Genomic DNA, 17,929 nt, shown 5'->3' with positions numbered 1-17,929 from the left:
ATGAAGAACTATACCGGATGACTGGTGATAAATAAAGCAAATAACCAGGATTAATCTGTATTAATTTATAAGAAAGTAACTTAATACCCGCAGAATGATTTCTGCGGGTAAGTATTAGCTTATTTTTTCGAGCATTAATCCCGCGCGTAATCCCAACGCTACCAACGGATTAGGGAATAACACATACTCTACATCATGGGTTACGGTAAAACGTTCCTCACCGTCCTGCGCCAGCAACGTTCCTTTCTTAAACGGCATAAAATTCAGCGTGTCACTTGCCATATGCATTTCGAAGGACGGCGAGTGGCGAGTAATTTGCGAAACCACCCGATAACGGAGTGGCGGCGTTCTCACGATACCGACACTCTCACCAGATAGCAGCGCAGCAATTGCGCTGGCAGTGACTGCAAACTGGCGAAGATCGTTTTGCCCAAAGGGTAACGCTTTGCCAAGTTCCAGCGTACAGGCCAGCGCGCCAAAATGTCTGGCGCTGAAATGAGTAAACGTACCACCAGGCGTCTGATGGAATACCAGTGCCTCCAGCCCCGCCGCCCCCAGCCACGTCAGAAATTTCTCGTCCCAGGGAATGTCGCGTTGCGGTAATACACCGAACTGCGGATGCAAGGAGCCACGAATTGCGGTATGTAGATCAAGGTGCCAGCGCACAGATTCTTTGCCCTGGTCATAAAAATCTTTCAGGCACTGTTCCAGTTCGCGCGCGCGACAGGTTTCCCCGCTTTCAGCAAATAGCTGCCAACGTCCGCCAAACATTCGGTTCATATCGCTATGGCAATAACGTTTCCCTTGCTTCAGCGCAGGAGGATTCCCGAGGATCACCAGCAGCCGCCAACGTAACGGGATCTCGCCGTGAGATATCGCGCCAAGCAACGCGTCCAGCATCTCCACAGGTGCCGTCTCATTACCGTGTATTCCCGCTGAAATCACCAGCGCACCTTGCGGTGGCGTTAATGGCGTCAGTTCCAGCACGCCATCGCCCAGCCAGCGCCAGCGAACACCGTTGATTTCTCGCTCGGTGATAACCGGTTTTTTACCCGTTAAGGTTAGAGCAAGAAAATTATCCATTGCCCCCTCCCTCACGCTGGAACGGATAAACCGAACCAAGATCCAATAATTGAGTCAGTGTATCCAGTGCTTCCCTTCCTTCGCGCAGCAGCAGCGGATCGGCAAGATCCGCAGCAGTAAGATGATCGCGGTAGTAACGATCCACCCAGTCATTGAGGGCACTAAACAAGGTATCGTTCATCATCACCGCCGGATTTACCGCCCGTCGCTCTTCTTCTGTCAACACCACGCGCAACCGCAGGCACGCCGGACCGCCGCCGTTTGCCATGCTTTCACGTAAATCAAAGACTTTCAGTGAGCTTATTGGGTTATCAGCAGCAAGCAATTCATTGAGATAACGCCATACTCCCGCATGTTCCCGACACTCCTGCGGCAGCACCAAAACCATGGAACCATCATTACGGCTCAACAACTGGCTGTTAAACAGATATGTAGACACCGCATCTGACACGGAAACCTGAGTCGCCGGAACTTCTATCGCCATAAAACCGTTTACCCGCGCACGCAGATTTGCCAGTAATTGCGCCTGGCGAGCGAACGCCTGCTGATGGCAAAACAGCACCTGACGGTTACTTACGGCAATCACATCATTATGAAAAACGCCCTGGTCGATAACATCCGGGTTTTGCTGGGCGAAAATCACCTGTTGGGGATTCACCTGATTCAGCCTTGCCACCGCTTCGCTGGCTTCGCGGGTCTGCCGCGCCGGATAGCGGGAAGGTCGGGAAACATTGCCCTCTTCTCGCCCGTAGACAAAAAGCTGAATACCCGGTTCACCATAATGGCCGCCGAGACGATTGTGGTTTGCCGCCCCCTCGTCACCGAGCAAGGCCACCTGTGGCAACGCCGAATGGATAGCGAATTTTTTCTCCTCGTTGAAAATCGCTTTTAACAGCGATTCGGTCACAGGCGCTTCCAGCGAACGGTGAAATTTATTGTTCAGGTTGGCAACGGTGAGATGCACTTTGCCATCCAGCGTATCGGCAGATGGCGCTACCGTGGCTGCATTGGCTACCCACATTGGCGAAGCAGAACTGACGCTGGAAAGCCATTGCGGTGCCTGGCGTGCAACCTTTTCCAGTACCTGCTCATCGCTACCACTGAATCCCAACTGACGTAAAACCGGAATAAACGGGCGCTCGTGCGGTGGGATCACCGCCTGGGGAAATCCCAAATCGGCAAGGGCTTTCATTTTCAGTAAGCCCTGTTTCGCCGCCAGTCGTGGGTTAGACACCTGAAAACGGTGACTGGTAGAAGCTTCATTACCAAACGACAGGCCCGCGTAATGATGCGTCAGCCCCACCAGTCCGTCGAAATTGACTTCCCAGGCGTTCATCGCTCCACCTCCTCGGAAAAATCCAGACCTGGGTTAAGCGTGGCGGGCAACGTTAACGAGTCTGACTCCAGGCTTGCCATCGGCCAGGCGCAGTAATCGGCGGCATACCAGGCGCTGGGGCGATGGTTACCGGAAGCGCCAATACCGCCGAATGGCGCGGTACTGGCAGCACCGGTAAGCGGTTTATTCCAGTTAACAATCCCCGCTCGCGCTTCCAGCAACAGTTGTTCGAATTTTTCCCGCTCGGGGGAAACCAGCCCGCAAGAGAGGCCAAAGCGGGTGTTATTCGCCATTCGAATCGCTTCATCGAAATTGTCATAACGCCAGACGCGCAATAGTGGCCCGAACACTTCTTCATCCGGCACGCCAGCAACGCCCGTCATTTCAACGATCCCCGGCGTAAGCAACGATGTTCCTGCGCGCAGTAAACGTGGCGCAAGTAGGGTTCGTCCACCCATCGCTTCCAGCTCCTGCCAGGCAGTAACCACCTGCTGTGCGGCCTGCTCTGATATCAGCCCGCCAATAAACGGTTGGGGTTCATCGTCCCAGTTGCCCGGCGTTAATCGCTGGCTGACGGCAACCAGACGGGCAAGAAATGCATCGCCCTGCGCCCCGCTTTTAAGCAATAAACGGCGGGCGCAGGTACACCGTTGCCCGGCAGTGACAAATGCTGACTGAATAGTCAGATGGACAGCGGCATCGATATCCGTCACCTCATCGATTATTAGCGGGTTATTACCACCCATCTCAAGGGCGAGAATTTTCTCCGGCTGACCAGAGAGCTGGCGATGTAACTGGTAGCCGGTATTGGCGCTGCCGGTAAACAGCAAGCCGTCGAGATCATCCAGCGCACTCAGCGCCTGCCCTGTTTCACGCCCGCCCTGCACCAGGTTCAGCACGCCCGGCGGCAAGCCAGCCTGCTGCCATAAGCGCATTACCACTTCGCCGCTCCAGGGTGTCAGTTCGCTGGGTTTAAAGATAATTGTGTTACCTGCCAGCAATGCCGGAACGATATGCCCGTTCGGCAGATGCCCGGGGAAATTATACGGCCCAAACACAGCCAGCACGCCGTGTGGGCGATGTCGCAGGCTCGCCGCGCCGTCCGGCATTTCGCTACGCTGCTCGCCGGTACGAACGTGATACGCCTTAATTGATATCGCGATTTTATTGATCATCGCCGTCACTTCGGTTGCCGCTTCCCATCGCGGCTTACCGGTTTCTCTGGCAATAATCGCGGTTAATTCGGCTTTATTGCTTTCCAGCAATCCGGCAAAGCGTTCAACTCTTACCTGACGATCGCCAAAGGAGAGTCGCGCCCAGCGCGGAAACGCCGCTCGGGCAGCCCGACAAGCCTGCTCGACCTGAGCGGCATCGGCATCATTGCCTTGCCATAGCACCTCGCCCGACACCGGATTACACTTCACACGCAATGCGCCCTGGCCCGTAACCCAGTCACCGTTGATCCATAAAGTCATGCTGTTTTCTCCTCTGCGCAAAGGCGCACCAGACGAACGCGATCCCCTGCGTGGCATTTGAGGGCATCCAGTTGTGCGGCGGTTAAAATCAAACGCTCGGTCGCTGGATCGGTACGCACCAGCACCACGCGGAAATGGTGATAATTTTCATTGGCGACCAGGCAGGCCGGGAATTCGCCCTGCGCAGGCTGACCTTCTGCCACTTCCACCAGCCGACTTTTGCGAATGGCTCGCACGCGGTCGATGTCACACTCAAGCGTCGGCCCGCCGTCAAAAATGTCGATATAGTTACGGTAGCGAAAACCTTCTTTCTCCAGCACCGCGCGGGCAGGCGCGGTCTGCGGATGTACCTGACCGATGACGTCCTGCGCTTCCTGGGATAAAAAGTGGGTATAGATCGGATGTTTCGGCATCAGTTCTGCAATAAACGCCTTTTGCCCGGTGCCGCAGAGAAAATCGGCGCGGCTAAAATCCATCGAAAAGAAGCGTTTACCGAGGCTTTGCCAGAACGGTGAATAGCCGTGTTCGTCTATCACCCCGCGCATTTCGGCGACCACTTTGTCATTAAACTTGTCGCGAAAAGCCGCCATAAACATAAAGCGCGATTTCGACAGCAAATAGCCGTTGCCCTCTTTGCGCCACTCCGGATCGAGAAATAGCGTGCACAGCTCGCTGCTGCCGGTGTGATCGTTACTGAGAAACAGCGTCGGCAACGCGTTATAGACATTCAGCTCTTTCGAAGCGTGAACCAGCGTGCCGACGCGATAGTTATACCAGGGATCGTTCAGACCAACCGCAACCTCTATAGCGCAAATTCCCGCCACAGTGCCTGTCTCACTATCTTCCAGTACAAACACATAGCCCTGCTCACTTTTGGGCAGTTCGCCTTGCCAGGTTTTGATTGCCCTTTCAATACGCGCCGAAAGCGTGGCTTCATTGGCGGGAAGCGACGTCAGGCCGCCGCCCGTTTTGCTGGCAAGCTGCATTAACGCTGAGACATCAGTGCGTTCAACGGGACGGATGACCATCATGATGAACCTCGGCTAACAAAGTGTTCGCAAGCAGCTGCAAAGCGATCCAGTCCGGTCGTCACCTCTTCTTCGCTGACGTTGAGCGCAGGCGCAAAACGCACCACGTTGCCACCCGCAATCAGTACCATCACGCCTGCTTTCGCCGCTTCCTGAGAAATTTGTTTCGCTTGCCCGGCGTAATCAACATTCAGTACACAGCCAATTAAAAGACCTAAGCCGCGAACTTCACTGAACAAACCATAGCGGTGATTAATGGTATTAAGACGCTCAACAAACCAGTCATGACGCTGTTTAACGCCATTAAGCATCTCTGGCGTGTTGATGAGATCCAGCACTTTGCCTGCCACCGCCGAGGCCAGCGGATTACCGCCATAGGTGGTGCCGTGGGTGCCAACAGTCATCACGCTGGCGCACCCTTCGGTTGCCAACAGAGCGCCAACGGGGAAACCGCCGCCCAGCGCTTTGGCGGTAGTTAACAGATCAGGCGTCACGCCGTAGTGCATATAGGCATACAGTTCCCCGGTACGCCCGACGCCCGTTTGTACTTCATCAAAAATCAGCAATGCGTTGTGGCGGTCACACAGTTCGCGAAGTCCCTGTAAAAATGCGTTGCTGGCTGGCACCACACCACCTTCTCCCTGAATGGGTTCGACAATCACCGCACAGGTAGAGTCGTCAATCAGCGCACTGGCAGAGTTAATATCGTTATATGCAGCATGACGAATATCCGGCGGCAGTGGCGCAAAATCCTGTGAATAGGCTGGCTGTCCGCCCGCGCTGACGGTAAACAGCGTGCGCCCGTGGAACGCATTTTTAAACGCCACGATGCCGCTCTTATGGCTGCCGAAGCGGTCGTGAGCGAATTTACGTGCCAGTTTGAGCGCCGCTTCATTGGCTTCCGCACCAGAGTTACAGAAGAACACGCGATCGGCAAAAGTGGCGTCGATCAATTTTTTCGCCAGTCGCAGTACCGGCTCGTTGGTGTAACCATTACCGGTATGCCAGAACTTACTCGCCTGTTCGTTCAGCGCCTCGCGCAGTTCCGGGTGCGCATGGCCCAGTGCGTTCACCGCAATGCCACCCGCGAAGTCGATATACTCTTTCCCCTGCTGATCCCACAAGCGCGAACCTTCGCCACGTACCGGAATAAATGGTGCCGGAGCGTAAACAGGTATCATCCATTCATCAAAGTTTTCACGCGTAATTGGCTGAGACATAGCGACCTCTACAGTAAATAATTCGTTATTTATATGTTAATAATAAGTAATGTTTGCGCTGTAAATGTAGATTGCAGGGTTCGTGCCAGCCAGTGATAAAATTGCATAAAAGGGGGCGATTAACTGATAATCAAGGAGTTATAACTGTACGCTATGCATTTAAAGTGCATAAAAAGTGAATATGCTTGCAATGATGGTGAATAGAAAGAATAAAAAACGCAATATTATGCAAAAGTAAAATATAATTCTGGAATTGTGATCATTGACGAAATTTACTGGAAATTACTGCGCCATTCTGACGCAGCGCGCACCAAAAGCGGGCATTTTTTGCGCCATCGTTGACATCATTAACAACTATCGATCAAATCACTTAACAACAGGCGGTAAGCAAAGCGAAATTCTGCTACCATCCACGCACTCTTTATCTGAATAAATGGCAGCGACTATGAAATTTGTCTCTTTTAATATCAACGGCCTGCGCGCCAGACCTCACCAGCTTGAAGCCATCGTCGAAAAGCACCAACCGGATGTGATTGGCCTGCAGGAGACAAAAGTTCATGACGATATGTTTCCGCTCGAAGAGGTGGCGAAGCTCGGCTACAACGTGTTTTATCACGGGCAGAAAGGCCATTATGGCGTGGCGCTGCTGACCAAAGAGACGCCGATTGCCGTGCGTCGCGGCTTCCCTGACGACGGCGAAGAGGCGCAGCGGCGAATTATTATGGCGGAAATCCCCTCGCCGCTGGGCAATGTCACCGTGATCAACGGTTACTTCCCGCAGGGTGAAAGCCGCGACCATCCGATAAAATTCCCGGCGAAGGCGCAGTTTTATCAGAATCTGCAAAATTATTTGGAAACCGAACTCAAGCGTGAAAATCCGGTGCTGATTATGGGCGATATGAATATCAGTCCTACCGACCTGGATATCGGCATTGGCGAAGAGAACCGCAAACGCTGGCTGCGTACTGGTAAATGTTCTTTCCTACCTGAAGAACGTGAATGGATGGACAGGCTGATAAGTTGGGGGCTGGTGGATACCTTCCGCCATGCGAATCCGGAAACAGCAGATCGTTTCTCATGGTTTGATTACCGCTCAAAAGGTTTTGACGATAACCGTGGTCTGCGTATCGACCTGCTGCTCGCCAGCCAACCGCTGGCAGACTGTTGCGTAGAAACCGGCATCGACTATGAAATCCGCAGCATGGAAAAACCGTCCGATCACGCGCCTGTGTGGGCGACCTTCCGCCGCTAATTTAGCTGCTCTCCTGGCTCAAACGGAGTCAGGAGAATTAACCTTGAGAAAAATCAACAAACTGTCAGTAATGATTTGTTGCTTGTCGTCCTTTGTTATACCGTCACAGCGTTTTTAGTTGTCTGACCACTTCTCTATTATCAAGTTTGATATAGGAAACTCCACAATGAACGCTGAGCGTAAATTTCTTTTTGCCTGTTTTATTTTTGCGCTGGTCATTTACGCTATCCACGCTTGCGGTTTATTCGATCTGCTCACCGATTTACCCCACTTACAAACTCTCATTCGCCAGAGCGGATTGTTCGGTTATTGCCTTTATATTGTGTTATTCATCATTGCCACCCTCTTTCTGTTACCAGGAAGCATACTGGTGATCGCTGGAGGCATAGTTTTTGGCCCGATCTTAGGGACACTACTCTCATTAATTGCCGCCACGCTGGCCTCCTCGAGTTCATTCCTGTTGGCACGCTTTTTGGGGCGCGATTTATTGCTGAAATACGTTGGTCACAGCCATACCTTCCTGGCCATTGAAAAAGGCATTGCACATAACGGTATCGATTTTTTAATTCTTACCCGCTTAATCCCGCTGTTTCCTTACAATATTCAAAATTACGCCTACGGATTAACCACTATCGCCTTCTGGCCTTATACCTTTATTTCGGCACTCACTACCCTGCCCGGTATCGTTATTTATACCGTGATGGCCAGCGATCTCGCCAGTGAAGGCATTACGCTGCGCTTTATTTTACAACTCTGTCTGGCGGGCCTGGCACTGTTTATTCTCGTCCAGCTTGCCAAACTCTACGCCCGACACAAACACGTGGATCTGTCTGCTTCGCGCCGCAGCCCACTTACTCACCCAAAAAATGAAGGATAGAACGATGTTGCAACATTATTCAGCGTCATGGAAAAAAGGACTGGCTGCACTGTGTTTACTGGCCGTTGCCGGGCTTAGTGGCTGCGATCAAAAAGAGAATGCGGCAGCAAAAGTGGAATACGACGGGCTTTCAGACAGCCAACCACTGCGTGTCGATAACAATAACCATACGGTCACCATGCTGGTACAAATTAATGGCCGTTTCCTGACAGACGACACTCGACACGGCATAGTGTTTAAAGATGGCTCCAACGGACATAAATCGCTGTTTATGGGTTATGCGACCCCGAAAGCATTTTATGAAGCACTGAAACAAGCCGGTGGTATCCCGGGCGAAAACATGACCATGGAGAATAAAGAAACGACTCATGTAGCGGGCAGCAAACTGGATATTTCGGTCAACTGGCAAGGGGCAGCAAAAGCGTATTCCTTCGATGAAGTGATTGTTGACAGTAATGGCAAGAAACTGGACATGCGCTTTGGCGGTAATTTAGCCGCCGCAGAAGAGAAGAAAACGGGCTGCCTGGTATGTCTGGATAGCTGCCCGGTCGGCATCGTCAGCAATGCAACATACACTTATGGTGCGGTGGAAAAACGTGGTGAAGTGCAATTCAAAGGCAATGCCTCGGTTCTCCCGGCAGATAACACGCTGGCTACGGTTACCTTTAAAATCACCGAATAAAGCCACGATAAAGGATGATGAAGATGCAATCGCGTAAAATCTGGTACTACCGTATAACCCTCATCATCCTGTTGTTCGCTATGCTGCTGGCATGGGCACTGCTTCCCGGCGTCCATCAGTTTATCAATCGCAGCGTTGCGGCGTTTGCCGCCGTGGACCAACAGGGTATAGAGCGCTTTATTCAGTCTTACGGCGCACTGGCAGCCGTTGTCTCGTTCATTTTGATGATTTTACAGGCCATTGCTGCACCGCTGCCTGCGTTTTTAATTACCTTTGCTAATGCGTCGTTGTTTGGCGCGTTCTGGGGTGGCTTGCTGTCGTGGACCAGTTCTATGGCAGGCGCGGCGCTATGCTTTTTTATCGCCAGAGTGATGGGCCGCGAAGTGGTGGAAAAATTAACCGGTAAAACCGTGCTTGACAGTATGGACGGCTTTTTCACTCGCTACGGCAAACACACTATCCTGGTATGTCGGTTATTGCCTTTTGTCCCTTTCGATCCAATCAGCTATGCTGCCGGTTTGACGTCAATACGTTTTCGCTCGTTTTTTATCGCCACCGGGCTTGGTCAGTTACCGGCGACTATTGTTTATTCCTGGGCGGGCAGTATGTTAACGGGCGGTACCTTCTGGTTTGTCACCGGACTGTTTATTCTGTTTGCCCTGACCGTGGTGATTTTTATGGCGAAAAAAATATGGCTTGAACGCCAGAAGAGGAATGCCTGATGGGTTTACCACCGCTTAGCAAAATTCCTTTAAGTTTACGTCCGCAGGCGTGGCTGCATCGTCGCCATTACGGCGAGGTGCTAAGTCCAATTCGCTGGTGGGGACGGATCCCGTTTATCTTTTATCTGGTGTCGATGTTTGTCGGTTGGCTGGAGCGTAAACGCTCACCGCTGGATCCGGTAGTGCGATCGCTTGTCAGCGCACGCATTGCGCAAATGTGCCTGTGTGAGTTTTGCGTGGATATCACCAGTATGAAAGTCGCCGAGCGCACTGGCAGCACCGATAAACTGCTGGCAGTGGCTGACTGGCGGCAAAGCCTGCTCTTTAGCGATGAAGAACGGCTGGCGCTGGAGTACGCCGAAGCCGCCAGCGTAACGCCACCAACAGTCGATGCAGCCCTGCGTACCCGACTGGCTACGCATTTTGACGCTCAGGCGCTCACCGAACTGACGGCATTGATCGGCCTGCAAAATCTGTCAGCCCGTTTTAATTCTGCCATGGACATTCCCGCTCAGGGGCTGTGCCGTATTCCTGAAAAACGTTCTTAAGGAGAGATGATGCGCCATTGTGGGTGGTTGCTGGGATTGTTATCGCTGTTTTCTCTGGCAACACATGCCAGTGACTGGCAGGAAATTAAAAATGAGGCCAAAGGGCAAACCGTCTGGTTTAACGCCTGGGGCGGCGATACCGCAATTAACCGCTATCTCGACTGGGTTAGCGGCGAGATGAAAAACCATTATGATATAAACCTGAAGATTGTCCGTCTGGCAGATGCCGCAGACGCGGTGAAGCGCATTCAGACCGAAGCTGCTGCCGGACGTAAAACGGGCGGCTCGGTGGATCTGCTCTGGGTGAACGGCGAAAACTTCCGCACCTTAAAAGAGGCCAATTTACTGCAAACCGGCTGGGCTGAGACTCTGCCAAACTGGCGTTATGTCGATACACAACTGCCGGTACGGGAAGATTTTTCTGTACCTGTCGAAGGCGCAGAATCACCGTGGGGCGGCGCACAACTGACGTTTATCGCCCGCCGCGATGTTACGCCACAGCCACCACAAACACCGCAAGACTTACTGGAATTTGCTAAAGCCAATCCTGGCACGGTTACCTATCCGCGCCTGCCAGACTTTACTGGCACCGCATTTCTTGAACAGTTACTGATTATGCTGACGCCAGATCCCGCAGCATTAAAAGAAGCGCCGAACGATGCGACTTTCGCCCGTATCACTGCGCCCTTGTGGCAATATCTTGATGCGCTGCATCCGTATTTATGGCGCGAAGGAAAGGATTTCCCACCTTCGCCCGCGCGGATGGATGCTCTGCTGAAAGCTGGCACATTGCGCCTGTCGCTGACCTTTAATCCTGCACATGCCCAGCAAAAAATCGCCAGTGGCGATTTGCCGGCAAGCAGTTACAGTTTTGGTTTTAACGAGGGGATGATTGGCAACGTGCATTTTGTCACCGTTCCGGTCAACGCGAATGCCAGTGCTGCGGCGAAGGTGGTTGCCAATTTCCTGCTCTCACCTGATGCACAGCTGCGTAAGGCAGATCCTGCTGTATGGGGCGATCCATCGGTTCTCGATCCACAAAAACTGCCTGACGGGCAGCGTGAAACATTGCAATCAAGAATGCCGCAGGATCTGCCGCCGGTACTGGCGGAACCGCATGCTGGCTGGGTAAATGCGCTGGAACAAGAATGGCTACGCCGTTACGGTACGCATTAATCTTGTTGCTGTGGGCGATGGTGGTGGTGATTTATGCACCGCTGATCCCGGCAGCTCTCACGCTGATATCGCCTGCTTTGTCGTTGGCACACTGGCATGCGTTATTTGCCGATCCGCAGTTACCGCAGGCCTTACTGGCAACGCTGGTATCGACAACCATCGCGGCGGTCGGCGCTTTGTTTATTGCCCTGCTGGTGATAGTCGCGCTGTGGCCGGGGCCGAAATGGCCGCGTATGTGCGCCCGTCTGCCGTGGCTGCTCGCCATCCCCCATGTGGCTTTTGCCACCAGCGCCCTGTTGCTGTTTGCTGAAGGTGGCCTGGTTTATCAGGTTTTTCCTTTTCTCACTCCGCCGATGGATAAATTGGGTATTGGGCTGGGCCTTACCCTGGCGGTGAAAGAAAGCGCATTTCTGCTGTGGATCTTAGCGGCAGTATTGAGCGAGAAACGGCTGTTGCAGCAGGTTATTGTACTGGATTCGCTGGGCTACAGCCGCTGGCAATGTCTGAACTGGTTGTTGTTGCCCTCCGTCGCGCCTGCACTGGCAATGGCGATGCTGGCTATTGTGGCATGGTCGTTGTCGGTCGTGGATGTGGCAATTATTCTCGGGCCGGGTAATCCACCGACGCTGGCGGTAATTAGCTGGCAGTGGCTAACCCAGGGTGGCATTGACCAACAGACAAAAGGCGCGCTTGCCAGCCTGCTGCTGATGCTGTTACTCGCCGCCTACGTTTTGCTGGGTTATCTGTTATGGCGCGCCTGGCGACGCACGATCCCCCAGGACGATGGCGTTCGTAAGCCTGCCACGCCTTTATTGCCAGGGATTACGCTGGCGATTTTTTTACCCTTAACCGGTGTGCTGTGTGTGGTTCTGCTGGCGATCCTCGCGGATCAGTCGACGATCAATAGTGAAGCGCTCATCAACAGCCTGACAATGGGGCTGGTGGCGACGTTTATCGCTTTGGTCCTGTTACTGCTGTGGCTGGAATGGGGGGCAAAGCGTCGCCAGTTGTGGCTCTGGTTGCCCATTTTATTACCCGCTCTGCCGCTGGTGGCGGGCCAGTACATGCTGGCGCTATGGCTGAACATAGATGGGAACTGGACAGCGGTGGTCTGGGGGCATCTGCTGTGGGTAATGCCGTGGATGCTGTTTATCCTGCAACCCGCCTGGCAGCGCATTGATTCACGGTTAATTTTGATTGCGCAAACACTGGGCTGGTCGCGGGCCAAAATCTTCTTTTACGTGAAATGCCCACTCATGTTGCGCCCTGCGCTGATTACCTTCGCGGTGGGATTTTCAGTCAGTATTGCGCAGTATATGCCGACGCTGTGGCTGGGCGCGGGGCGTTTTCCGACACTCACCACTGAAGCGGTGGCATTAAGCAGCGGCGGCAGCAACGGCATTCTCGCCGCCCAGGCTTTATGGCAACTACTGTTGCCGCTTATTATTTTTGCCCTGACCGCGTTAGTCGCAAAATGGGTAGGTTATGTCAGACAAGGACTCCGCTAATGCTCTGCGTGAAAAATGTTTCGCTACGTTTACCAGAAAGCCGCTTGCTGACAAACGTTAACTTTACGGTGGATAAAGGTGACATTGTCACGTTAATGGGGCCGTCTGGCTGTGGAAAATCTACACTGTTTTCATGGATGATTGGTGCGCTGGCCGGACAGTTTTCTTGTGCAGGTGAGCTATGGCTCAATGAGCAACGGATTGACATGCTACCCACCGCACAGCGTCAGATTGGCATTCTTTTCCAGGATGCACTGTTATTTGACCAGTTCAGCGTCGGGCAAAATTTACTGCTGGCGCTACCGGAGACACTTAAGGGGAATGCCCGACGTAATGCCGTGAATGATGCACTTGAGCGTTCAGGCCTTGACGGAGCTTTCCATCAGGATCCTGCCACTTTGTCTGGCGGTCAGCGAGCGCGCGTTGCTCTGCTACGCGCCCTTCTCGCCCAGCCAAAAGCGTTACTCCTGGATGAGCCGTTCAGCCGTCTTGATGTGGCTCTGCGCGATAATTTTCGCCAGTGGGTGTTCAGCGAAGTTCGCGAACTGGCGATCCCCGTCGTTCAGGTAACGCACGATCTCCAGGATGTTCCTGCTGATAGTTCTGTTCTGGATATGGCGCAGTGGTCAGAAAATTACAACAAACTGCGATAACGCAAAGTTTTTCCCAATGTGTCAGTTCAGAATGGCGCACTCAAAACTACAATGTCGGGATTTTCGATGAAACGTGTTTCTCAAATGACCGCGCTGGCAATGGCTTTAGGGCTGGCTTGCGCTTCTTCGTGGGCCGCTGAACTGGCGAAGCCTCTTACTCTTGACCAGCTTCAACAACAAAATGGCAAAGCGATAGATACTCGCCCCAGCGCGTTTTATAACGGCTGGCCACAAACCTTAAATGGCCCTTCCGGTCATGAACCTGCCGCCTTAAACCTTTCTGCTAGCTGGCTCGACAAAATGAGCACCGAACAGCTCAACGCGTGGATCAAGCTACATAACCTGAAAACCGACGCTCCGGTGGCGCTGTACGGTAATGACAAAGATGTCGACGCCGTCAAAACGCGACTGCAAAAAGCAGGTTTTACGCATATCTCCATTTTGAGTGACGCGCTAAGCGAACCTTCCCGTCTGCAAAAACTGCCGCACTTTGAGCAGCTGGTTTATCCGCAATGGCTGCATGACCTGCAACAAGGAAAAGACGTTACAGCGAAACCTGCCGGTGACTGGAAAGTCATTGAAGCAGCCTGGGGCGCACCGAAACTTTATCTTATCAGCCATATTCCTGGCGCGGATTACATTGACACCAACGAAGTGGAAAGCGAACCGCTGTGGAATAAAGTCTCTGATGAGCAACTGAAAGCGATGCTGGCAAAGCATGGCATTCGTCATGACACCACGGTGATTCTATATGGTCGTGATGTATACGCAGCAGCGCGTGTAGCACAGATTATGCTCTATGCAGGGGTGAAAGATGTGCGCCTGCTGGACGGCGGCTGGCAAACCTGGTCCGACGCGGGACTGCCTGTTGAGCGCGGAACGCCACCGAAAGTGAAAGCTGAACCGGATTTCGGCGTGAAGATCCCGGCGCAACCGCAGTTGATGCTTGATATGGAACAGGCCCGTGGGCTGCTGCATCGCCAGGATGCATCGCTGGTGAGCATTCGTTCGTGGCCAGAATTTATCGGTACGACCAGTGGTTACAGCTATATTAAGCCAAAAGGTGAAATAGCCGGAGCCCGTTGGGGACACGCTGGTAGCGACTCGACGCATATGGAGGATTTCCATAACCCGGATGGCACCATGCGTAGCGCCGATGATATTGCCGCTATGTGGAAAGCATGGAATATCAAACCAGATCAGCAAGTTTCATTCTACTGCGGCACCGGCTGGCGCGCGTCCGAAACCTTTATGTACGCACGAGCAATGGGCTGGAATAACGTCTCCGTATATGATGGCGGCTGGTATGAATGGAGCAGCGATCCGAAAAATCCCGTAGCAACCGGTGAGCGCGGCCCGGACAGCAGCAAATAACATTGCAATTACTGGCGCTGGAGCGACTTCAGCGTCAGATACCCACTCCACACCCGCGTAAAGGTCGTCATCCAGCACAACGCACCAAATACCCACGCAAACCACGGAAAATAAGCTGGCAAGAGGCAACTCAGAACAAACAGCAAAATCGTCTCGCTGCCTTCGGTTAACCCGCCCAGATAATAAAACGATTTATGCGCATAACCGGGATTATCAATCTGATGTTTCGCCGCCAGCGCAGCAAAAGCGAGAAAACTGCTGCCCGTGCCGATAAACGCAAACAGCAGCCAGCCGCCTGCCAGCGCGTTTTGCTCCGGTGCGGCGAGGATAAACCCAAAAGGCACCAGTGCGTAAAAAAGAAAATCGAGAGAAATATCGAGAAAGCCACCCGCGTCGGTAAGTCCTCTTCGCCGCGCCAACGCGCCGTCCAGACCATCAAGCAGCCTGTTCAACAAAATGACGATTAGCGCCGCCAGATACCAGCCCAGCGCCAGAAACGGCAGTGCCAGCACGCCGATGGCAAATCCCACTAATGTTAAACCATCTGGCGTAATGCCGGGTTTATCCAGCACCTTCACACACTGATGCAACAAAGGTTTAATTCGGGGATGAAGATGGCGGTCTAACACAGGCACTCCTTAAATATAAAGCCTTTCTGATTGAGCAACAGTGCGGATATTATGGCATTTTTCGCTTATCTGCCCGTGTGTAATTTATGAATATGATTGAAGTTGTTGCCGCCATCATCGAACGTGATGGCAAAATTTTACTCGCTCAACGCCCCGCCCATAGCGATCAGGCGGGATTATGGGAGTTTGCCGGTGGTAAAGTCGAGCCGGATGAAAGCCAGCGGCAGGCGCTGGTGCGTGAGTTACGCGAAGAATTGGGCATCGAAGCAACTGTGGGTGAGTATGTTGCCAGCCATCAGCGAGAAGTGTCGGGGCGGATTATCCATCTTCATGCCTGGCACGTACCCCACTTCCACGGGACGTTACAGGCACATGAACATCAGGCGCTGGTCTGGTGCTCACCTGAAGAGGCTCTGCAATATCCGCTGGCCCCTGCTGACATTCCACTATTAAAGGCGTTTATGGCTTTACGCGCCGCCAGACCAGCGGATTAGTGCTAAGAGTTTTGTCATCCCGCTGGCATTGCAGCAGTATTCCTTCGGCTTTAATTACCGCCCCTTCAGAATAGTTTTGATCCTGATAGACGCAGCACTGATTACAGGGCTGCGCTGACTGCCCGCCTGAACTGAACACTTCTGGCGGTACGTTCACCTCCACGTCCGGACGATAATGCGGGTTAGCCAGTGCAATGAATGGAAATGCCAATGCTACGGCGAACAATGCTCGACTCACAGGGAACTCCTTAACGTTTTGTCTCTGTTACTGATAACGGTAGCCTGGCGGCAAAACTTTAGCGTCTGAGTTATCGCTTTTGGTTATGAGATTTCTCCCGTTATTAATTTGCTTTCGTGAGTCATTTTTTTCTTGCTTACCGTCACATTCTTGATGGTATAGTCGAAAACTGCAAAAGCACATGACATAAACAACATAAGCATAATCGTATTAATATATAAGGGTTTTATATCTATGGATCAGACATATTCTCTGGAGTCATTCCTCAACCATGTCCAAAAGCGCGACCCGAATCAAACCGAGTTCGCGCAAGCCGTTCGTGAAGTAATGACCACACTCTGGCCTTTTCTTGAACAAAATCCAAAATATCGCCAAATGTCATTACTGGAGCGCTTGGTTGAGCCGGAGCGCGTGATCCAGTTTCGCGTGGTATGGGTTGACGATCGCAACCAGGTGCAGGTCAACCGTGCATGGCGCGTGCAGTTCAGCTCCGCCATCGGCCCGTACAAAGGCGGTATGCGTTTCCATCCGTCAGTTAACCTCTCCATTCTCAAATTTCTCGGCTTCGAGCAAACCTTCAAAAATGCCCTGACAACTCTGCCGATGGGCGGTGGTAAAGGCGGCAGCGATTTTGACCCGAAAGGGAAAAGCGAAGGCGAAGTGATGCGGTTCTGCCAGGCGCTAATGACTGAACTGTATCGCCACCTGGGCGCAGATACCGACGTTCCGGCGGGCGATATCGGCGTTGGTGGTCGTGAAGTCGGCTTTATGGCGGGGATGATGAAAAAGCTCTCCAACAATACCGCCTGCGTCTTCACCGGTAAGGGGCTTTCTTTTGGCGGCAGTCTTATTCGCCCGGAAGCAACCGGCTACGGTCTGGTTTATTTCACAGAAGCAATGCTAAAACGCCACGGTATGGGTTTTGAAGGGATGCGCGTTTCCGTTTCTGGCTCCGGCAACGTCGCTCAGTACGCTATCGAAAAAGCGATGGAATTTGGTGCTCGTGTGATCACTGCGTCAGACTCCAGTGGCACTGTCGTTGATGAAAGCGGATTCACGAAAGAGAAACTGGCGCGTCTTATCGAAATCAAAGCCAGCCGCGATGGTCGTGTGGCAGATTACGCCAAAGAATTTGGTCTGGTCTATCTCGAAGGCCAACAGCCGTGGTCTGTACCAGTTGATATCGCCCTGCCTTGCGCCACCCAGAACGAACTGGATGTAGACGCCGCGCATCAGCTTATCGCCAATGGCGTTAAAGCCGTCGCCGAAGGGGCAAATATGCCGACCACCATCGAAGCGACTGAACTGTTCCAGCAGGCAGGCGTACTGTTTGCACCGGGTAAAGCGGCTAATGCTGGTGGCGTAGCTACATCCGGCCTGGAAATGGCGCAAAACGCTGCGCGCCTGGGCTGGAAAGCCGAGAAAGTTGACGCACGTTTGCATCACATCATGCTGGATATCCACCATGCCTGTGTTGAGCATGGTGGTGAAGGTGAGCAAACCAACTACGTGCAGGGCGCGAACATTGCCGGTTTTGTGAAGGTTGCCGATGCGATGCTGGCGCAGGGTGTGATTTAAGTCATTAGCGCCGTTTCAGGCGTTTATGCCAGATGCGGCGTGAACGCCTTATCTGG

18 protein-coding genes are annotated in these 17,929 nt (G+C 52.8%); 11 read left to right on the top strand and 7 right to left on the bottom strand.

Annotation, left to right across the window (positions count from 1 at the left end):
* Positions 1-114: 114 nt before the first annotated feature.
* From astE to astC, 5 genes are read right to left on the bottom strand one after another with little or no spacing between them, the layout of a single operon-like run.
* On the bottom strand, positions 115-1,083 hold the full coding sequence (gene astE, locus ATB02_RS03555) for a succinylglutamate desuccinylase (protein WP_105271092.1): 969 nt from the start codon (positions 1,081-1,083) through the stop codon (positions 115-117).
* On the bottom strand, positions 1,076-2,419 hold the full coding sequence (gene astB / locus ATB02_RS03550) for an N-succinylarginine dihydrolase (RefSeq protein ID WP_105271091.1): 1,344 nt from the start codon (positions 2,417-2,419) through the stop codon (positions 1,076-1,078). The genes astE and astB overlap by 8 nt, the downstream gene beginning before the upstream one ends.
* Positions 2,416-3,894: a succinylglutamate-semialdehyde dehydrogenase gene (gene astD / locus ATB02_RS03545; RefSeq protein WP_105271090.1), complete on the bottom strand. Its 1,479-nt coding sequence runs from the start codon at positions 3,892-3,894 to the stop codon at positions 2,416-2,418. Before astD ends, astB begins: the two co-directional genes overlap by 4 nt.
* Positions 3,891-4,925 (bottom strand): arginine N-succinyltransferase, encoded by a 1,035-nt coding sequence (gene astA, locus ATB02_RS03540; protein WP_000989455.1) that lies wholly within the window; start codon positions 4,923-4,925, stop codon positions 3,891-3,893. Before astA ends, astD begins: the two co-directional genes overlap by 4 nt.
* Positions 4,922-6,142 carry a succinylornithine/acetylornithine transaminase gene (gene astC / locus ATB02_RS03535; RefSeq protein ID WP_105271089.1) on the bottom strand — a complete coding sequence of 407 codons (1,221 nt, stop codon included), beginning with the start codon at positions 6,140-6,142 and terminating at the stop codon, positions 4,922-4,924. Before astC ends, astA begins: the two co-directional genes overlap by 4 nt.
* Before the next feature lie 445 nt (positions 6,143-6,587).
* On the opposite strand from astC, the gene xthA reads away from it, so the two are divergent.
* The 9 genes from xthA (at position 6,588) to ynjE (ending at position 14,934) form a co-directional block, all read left to right on the top strand.
* Complete coding sequence (xthA, locus tag ATB02_RS03530) at positions 6,588-7,394, top strand: exodeoxyribonuclease III (protein ID WP_000673911.1); 807 nt, start codon at positions 6,588-6,590, stop codon at positions 7,392-7,394.
* Between the two features lie 166 nt (positions 7,395-7,560).
* Positions 7,561-8,271, top strand: a complete 711-nt coding sequence (locus ATB02_RS03525) for a TVP38/TMEM64 family protein (protein WP_105271088.1) — start codon at positions 7,561-7,563, stop codon at positions 8,269-8,271.
* 4 nt (positions 8,272-8,275) lie between these two features.
* Entirely contained in the window at positions 8,276-8,953 is a 678-nt protein-coding gene (ydjY, locus tag ATB02_RS03520) for a lipoprotein YdjY (RefSeq protein ID WP_105271087.1), read from the top strand.
* Between the two features lie 14 nt (positions 8,954-8,967).
* Entirely contained in the window at positions 8,968-9,675 is a 708-nt protein-coding gene (locus ATB02_RS03515; RefSeq protein WP_105267331.1) for a TVP38/TMEM64 family protein, read from the top strand.
* Entirely contained in the window at positions 9,675-10,223 is a 549-nt protein-coding gene (locus tag ATB02_RS03510; RefSeq protein ID WP_000524103.1) for a carboxymuconolactone decarboxylase family protein, read from the top strand. Before ATB02_RS03515 ends, ATB02_RS03510 begins: the two co-directional genes overlap by 1 nt.
* 9 nt (positions 10,224-10,232) lie before the next feature.
* A complete protein-coding gene (locus ATB02_RS03505) occupies positions 10,233-11,399 on the top strand; it encodes an ABC transporter substrate-binding protein (protein ID WP_032184376.1) in 1,167 nt (388 codons plus the stop codon).
* The gene (locus tag ATB02_RS03500; RefSeq protein WP_105271086.1) at positions 11,372-12,907 is read left to right on the top strand and encodes an ABC transporter permease subunit; all 1,536 of its coding nucleotides are present in this window, start codon (positions 11,372-11,374) and stop codon (positions 12,905-12,907) included. The genes ATB02_RS03505 and ATB02_RS03500 overlap by 28 nt, the downstream gene beginning before the upstream one ends.
* Positions 12,907-13,560 (top strand): ATP-binding cassette domain-containing protein, encoded by a 654-nt coding sequence (locus ATB02_RS03495; RefSeq protein WP_032184378.1) that lies wholly within the window; start codon positions 12,907-12,909, stop codon positions 13,558-13,560. The genes ATB02_RS03500 and ATB02_RS03495 overlap by 1 nt, the downstream gene beginning before the upstream one ends.
* Positions 13,561-13,626: 66 nt before the next feature.
* Positions 13,627-14,934 carry a thiosulfate sulfurtransferase YnjE gene (ynjE, locus tag ATB02_RS03490; RefSeq protein ID WP_105267326.1) on the top strand — a complete coding sequence of 436 codons (1,308 nt, stop codon included), beginning with the start codon at positions 13,627-13,629 and terminating at the stop codon, positions 14,932-14,934.
* Between the two features lie 8 nt (positions 14,935-14,942).
* Here ynjE and ATB02_RS03485 read toward each other — a convergent pair whose 3' ends face one another.
* Complete coding sequence (locus ATB02_RS03485) at positions 14,943-15,563, bottom strand: CDP-alcohol phosphatidyltransferase family protein (protein WP_001353164.1); 621 nt, start codon at positions 15,561-15,563, stop codon at positions 14,943-14,945.
* Between the two features lie 86 nt (positions 15,564-15,649).
* Between ATB02_RS03485 and nudG the strand changes: the two genes are divergently transcribed.
* The gene (gene nudG, locus ATB02_RS03480; protein ID WP_105271085.1) at positions 15,650-16,057 is read left to right on the top strand and encodes a CTP pyrophosphohydrolase; all 408 of its coding nucleotides are present in this window, start codon (positions 15,650-15,652) and stop codon (positions 16,055-16,057) included.
* Here nudG and ATB02_RS03475 read toward each other — a convergent pair.
* Positions 16,023-16,295: a YnjH family protein gene (locus tag ATB02_RS03475; RefSeq protein WP_105271084.1), complete on the bottom strand. Its 273-nt coding sequence runs from the start codon at positions 16,293-16,295 to the stop codon at positions 16,023-16,025. The two genes, nudG and ATB02_RS03475, sit on opposite strands and share 35 nt — an antisense overlap.
* Positions 16,296-16,529: 234 nt before the next feature.
* Between ATB02_RS03475 and gdhA the strand changes: the two genes are divergently transcribed.
* Positions 16,530-17,873, top strand: a complete 1,344-nt coding sequence (gene gdhA, locus ATB02_RS03470; RefSeq protein ID WP_000373043.1) for an NADP-specific glutamate dehydrogenase — start codon at positions 16,530-16,532, stop codon at positions 17,871-17,873.
* Positions 17,874-17,929 lie beyond the last annotated feature (56 nt).

The sequence above is a fragment of the Escherichia sp. MOD1-EC5189 genome, assembly GCF_002966045.1.
GTDB lineage: Bacteria > Pseudomonadota > Gammaproteobacteria > Enterobacterales > Enterobacteriaceae > Escherichia > Escherichia coli_F.
This window is presented reverse-complemented; position numbering and strand designations above follow the sequence as displayed.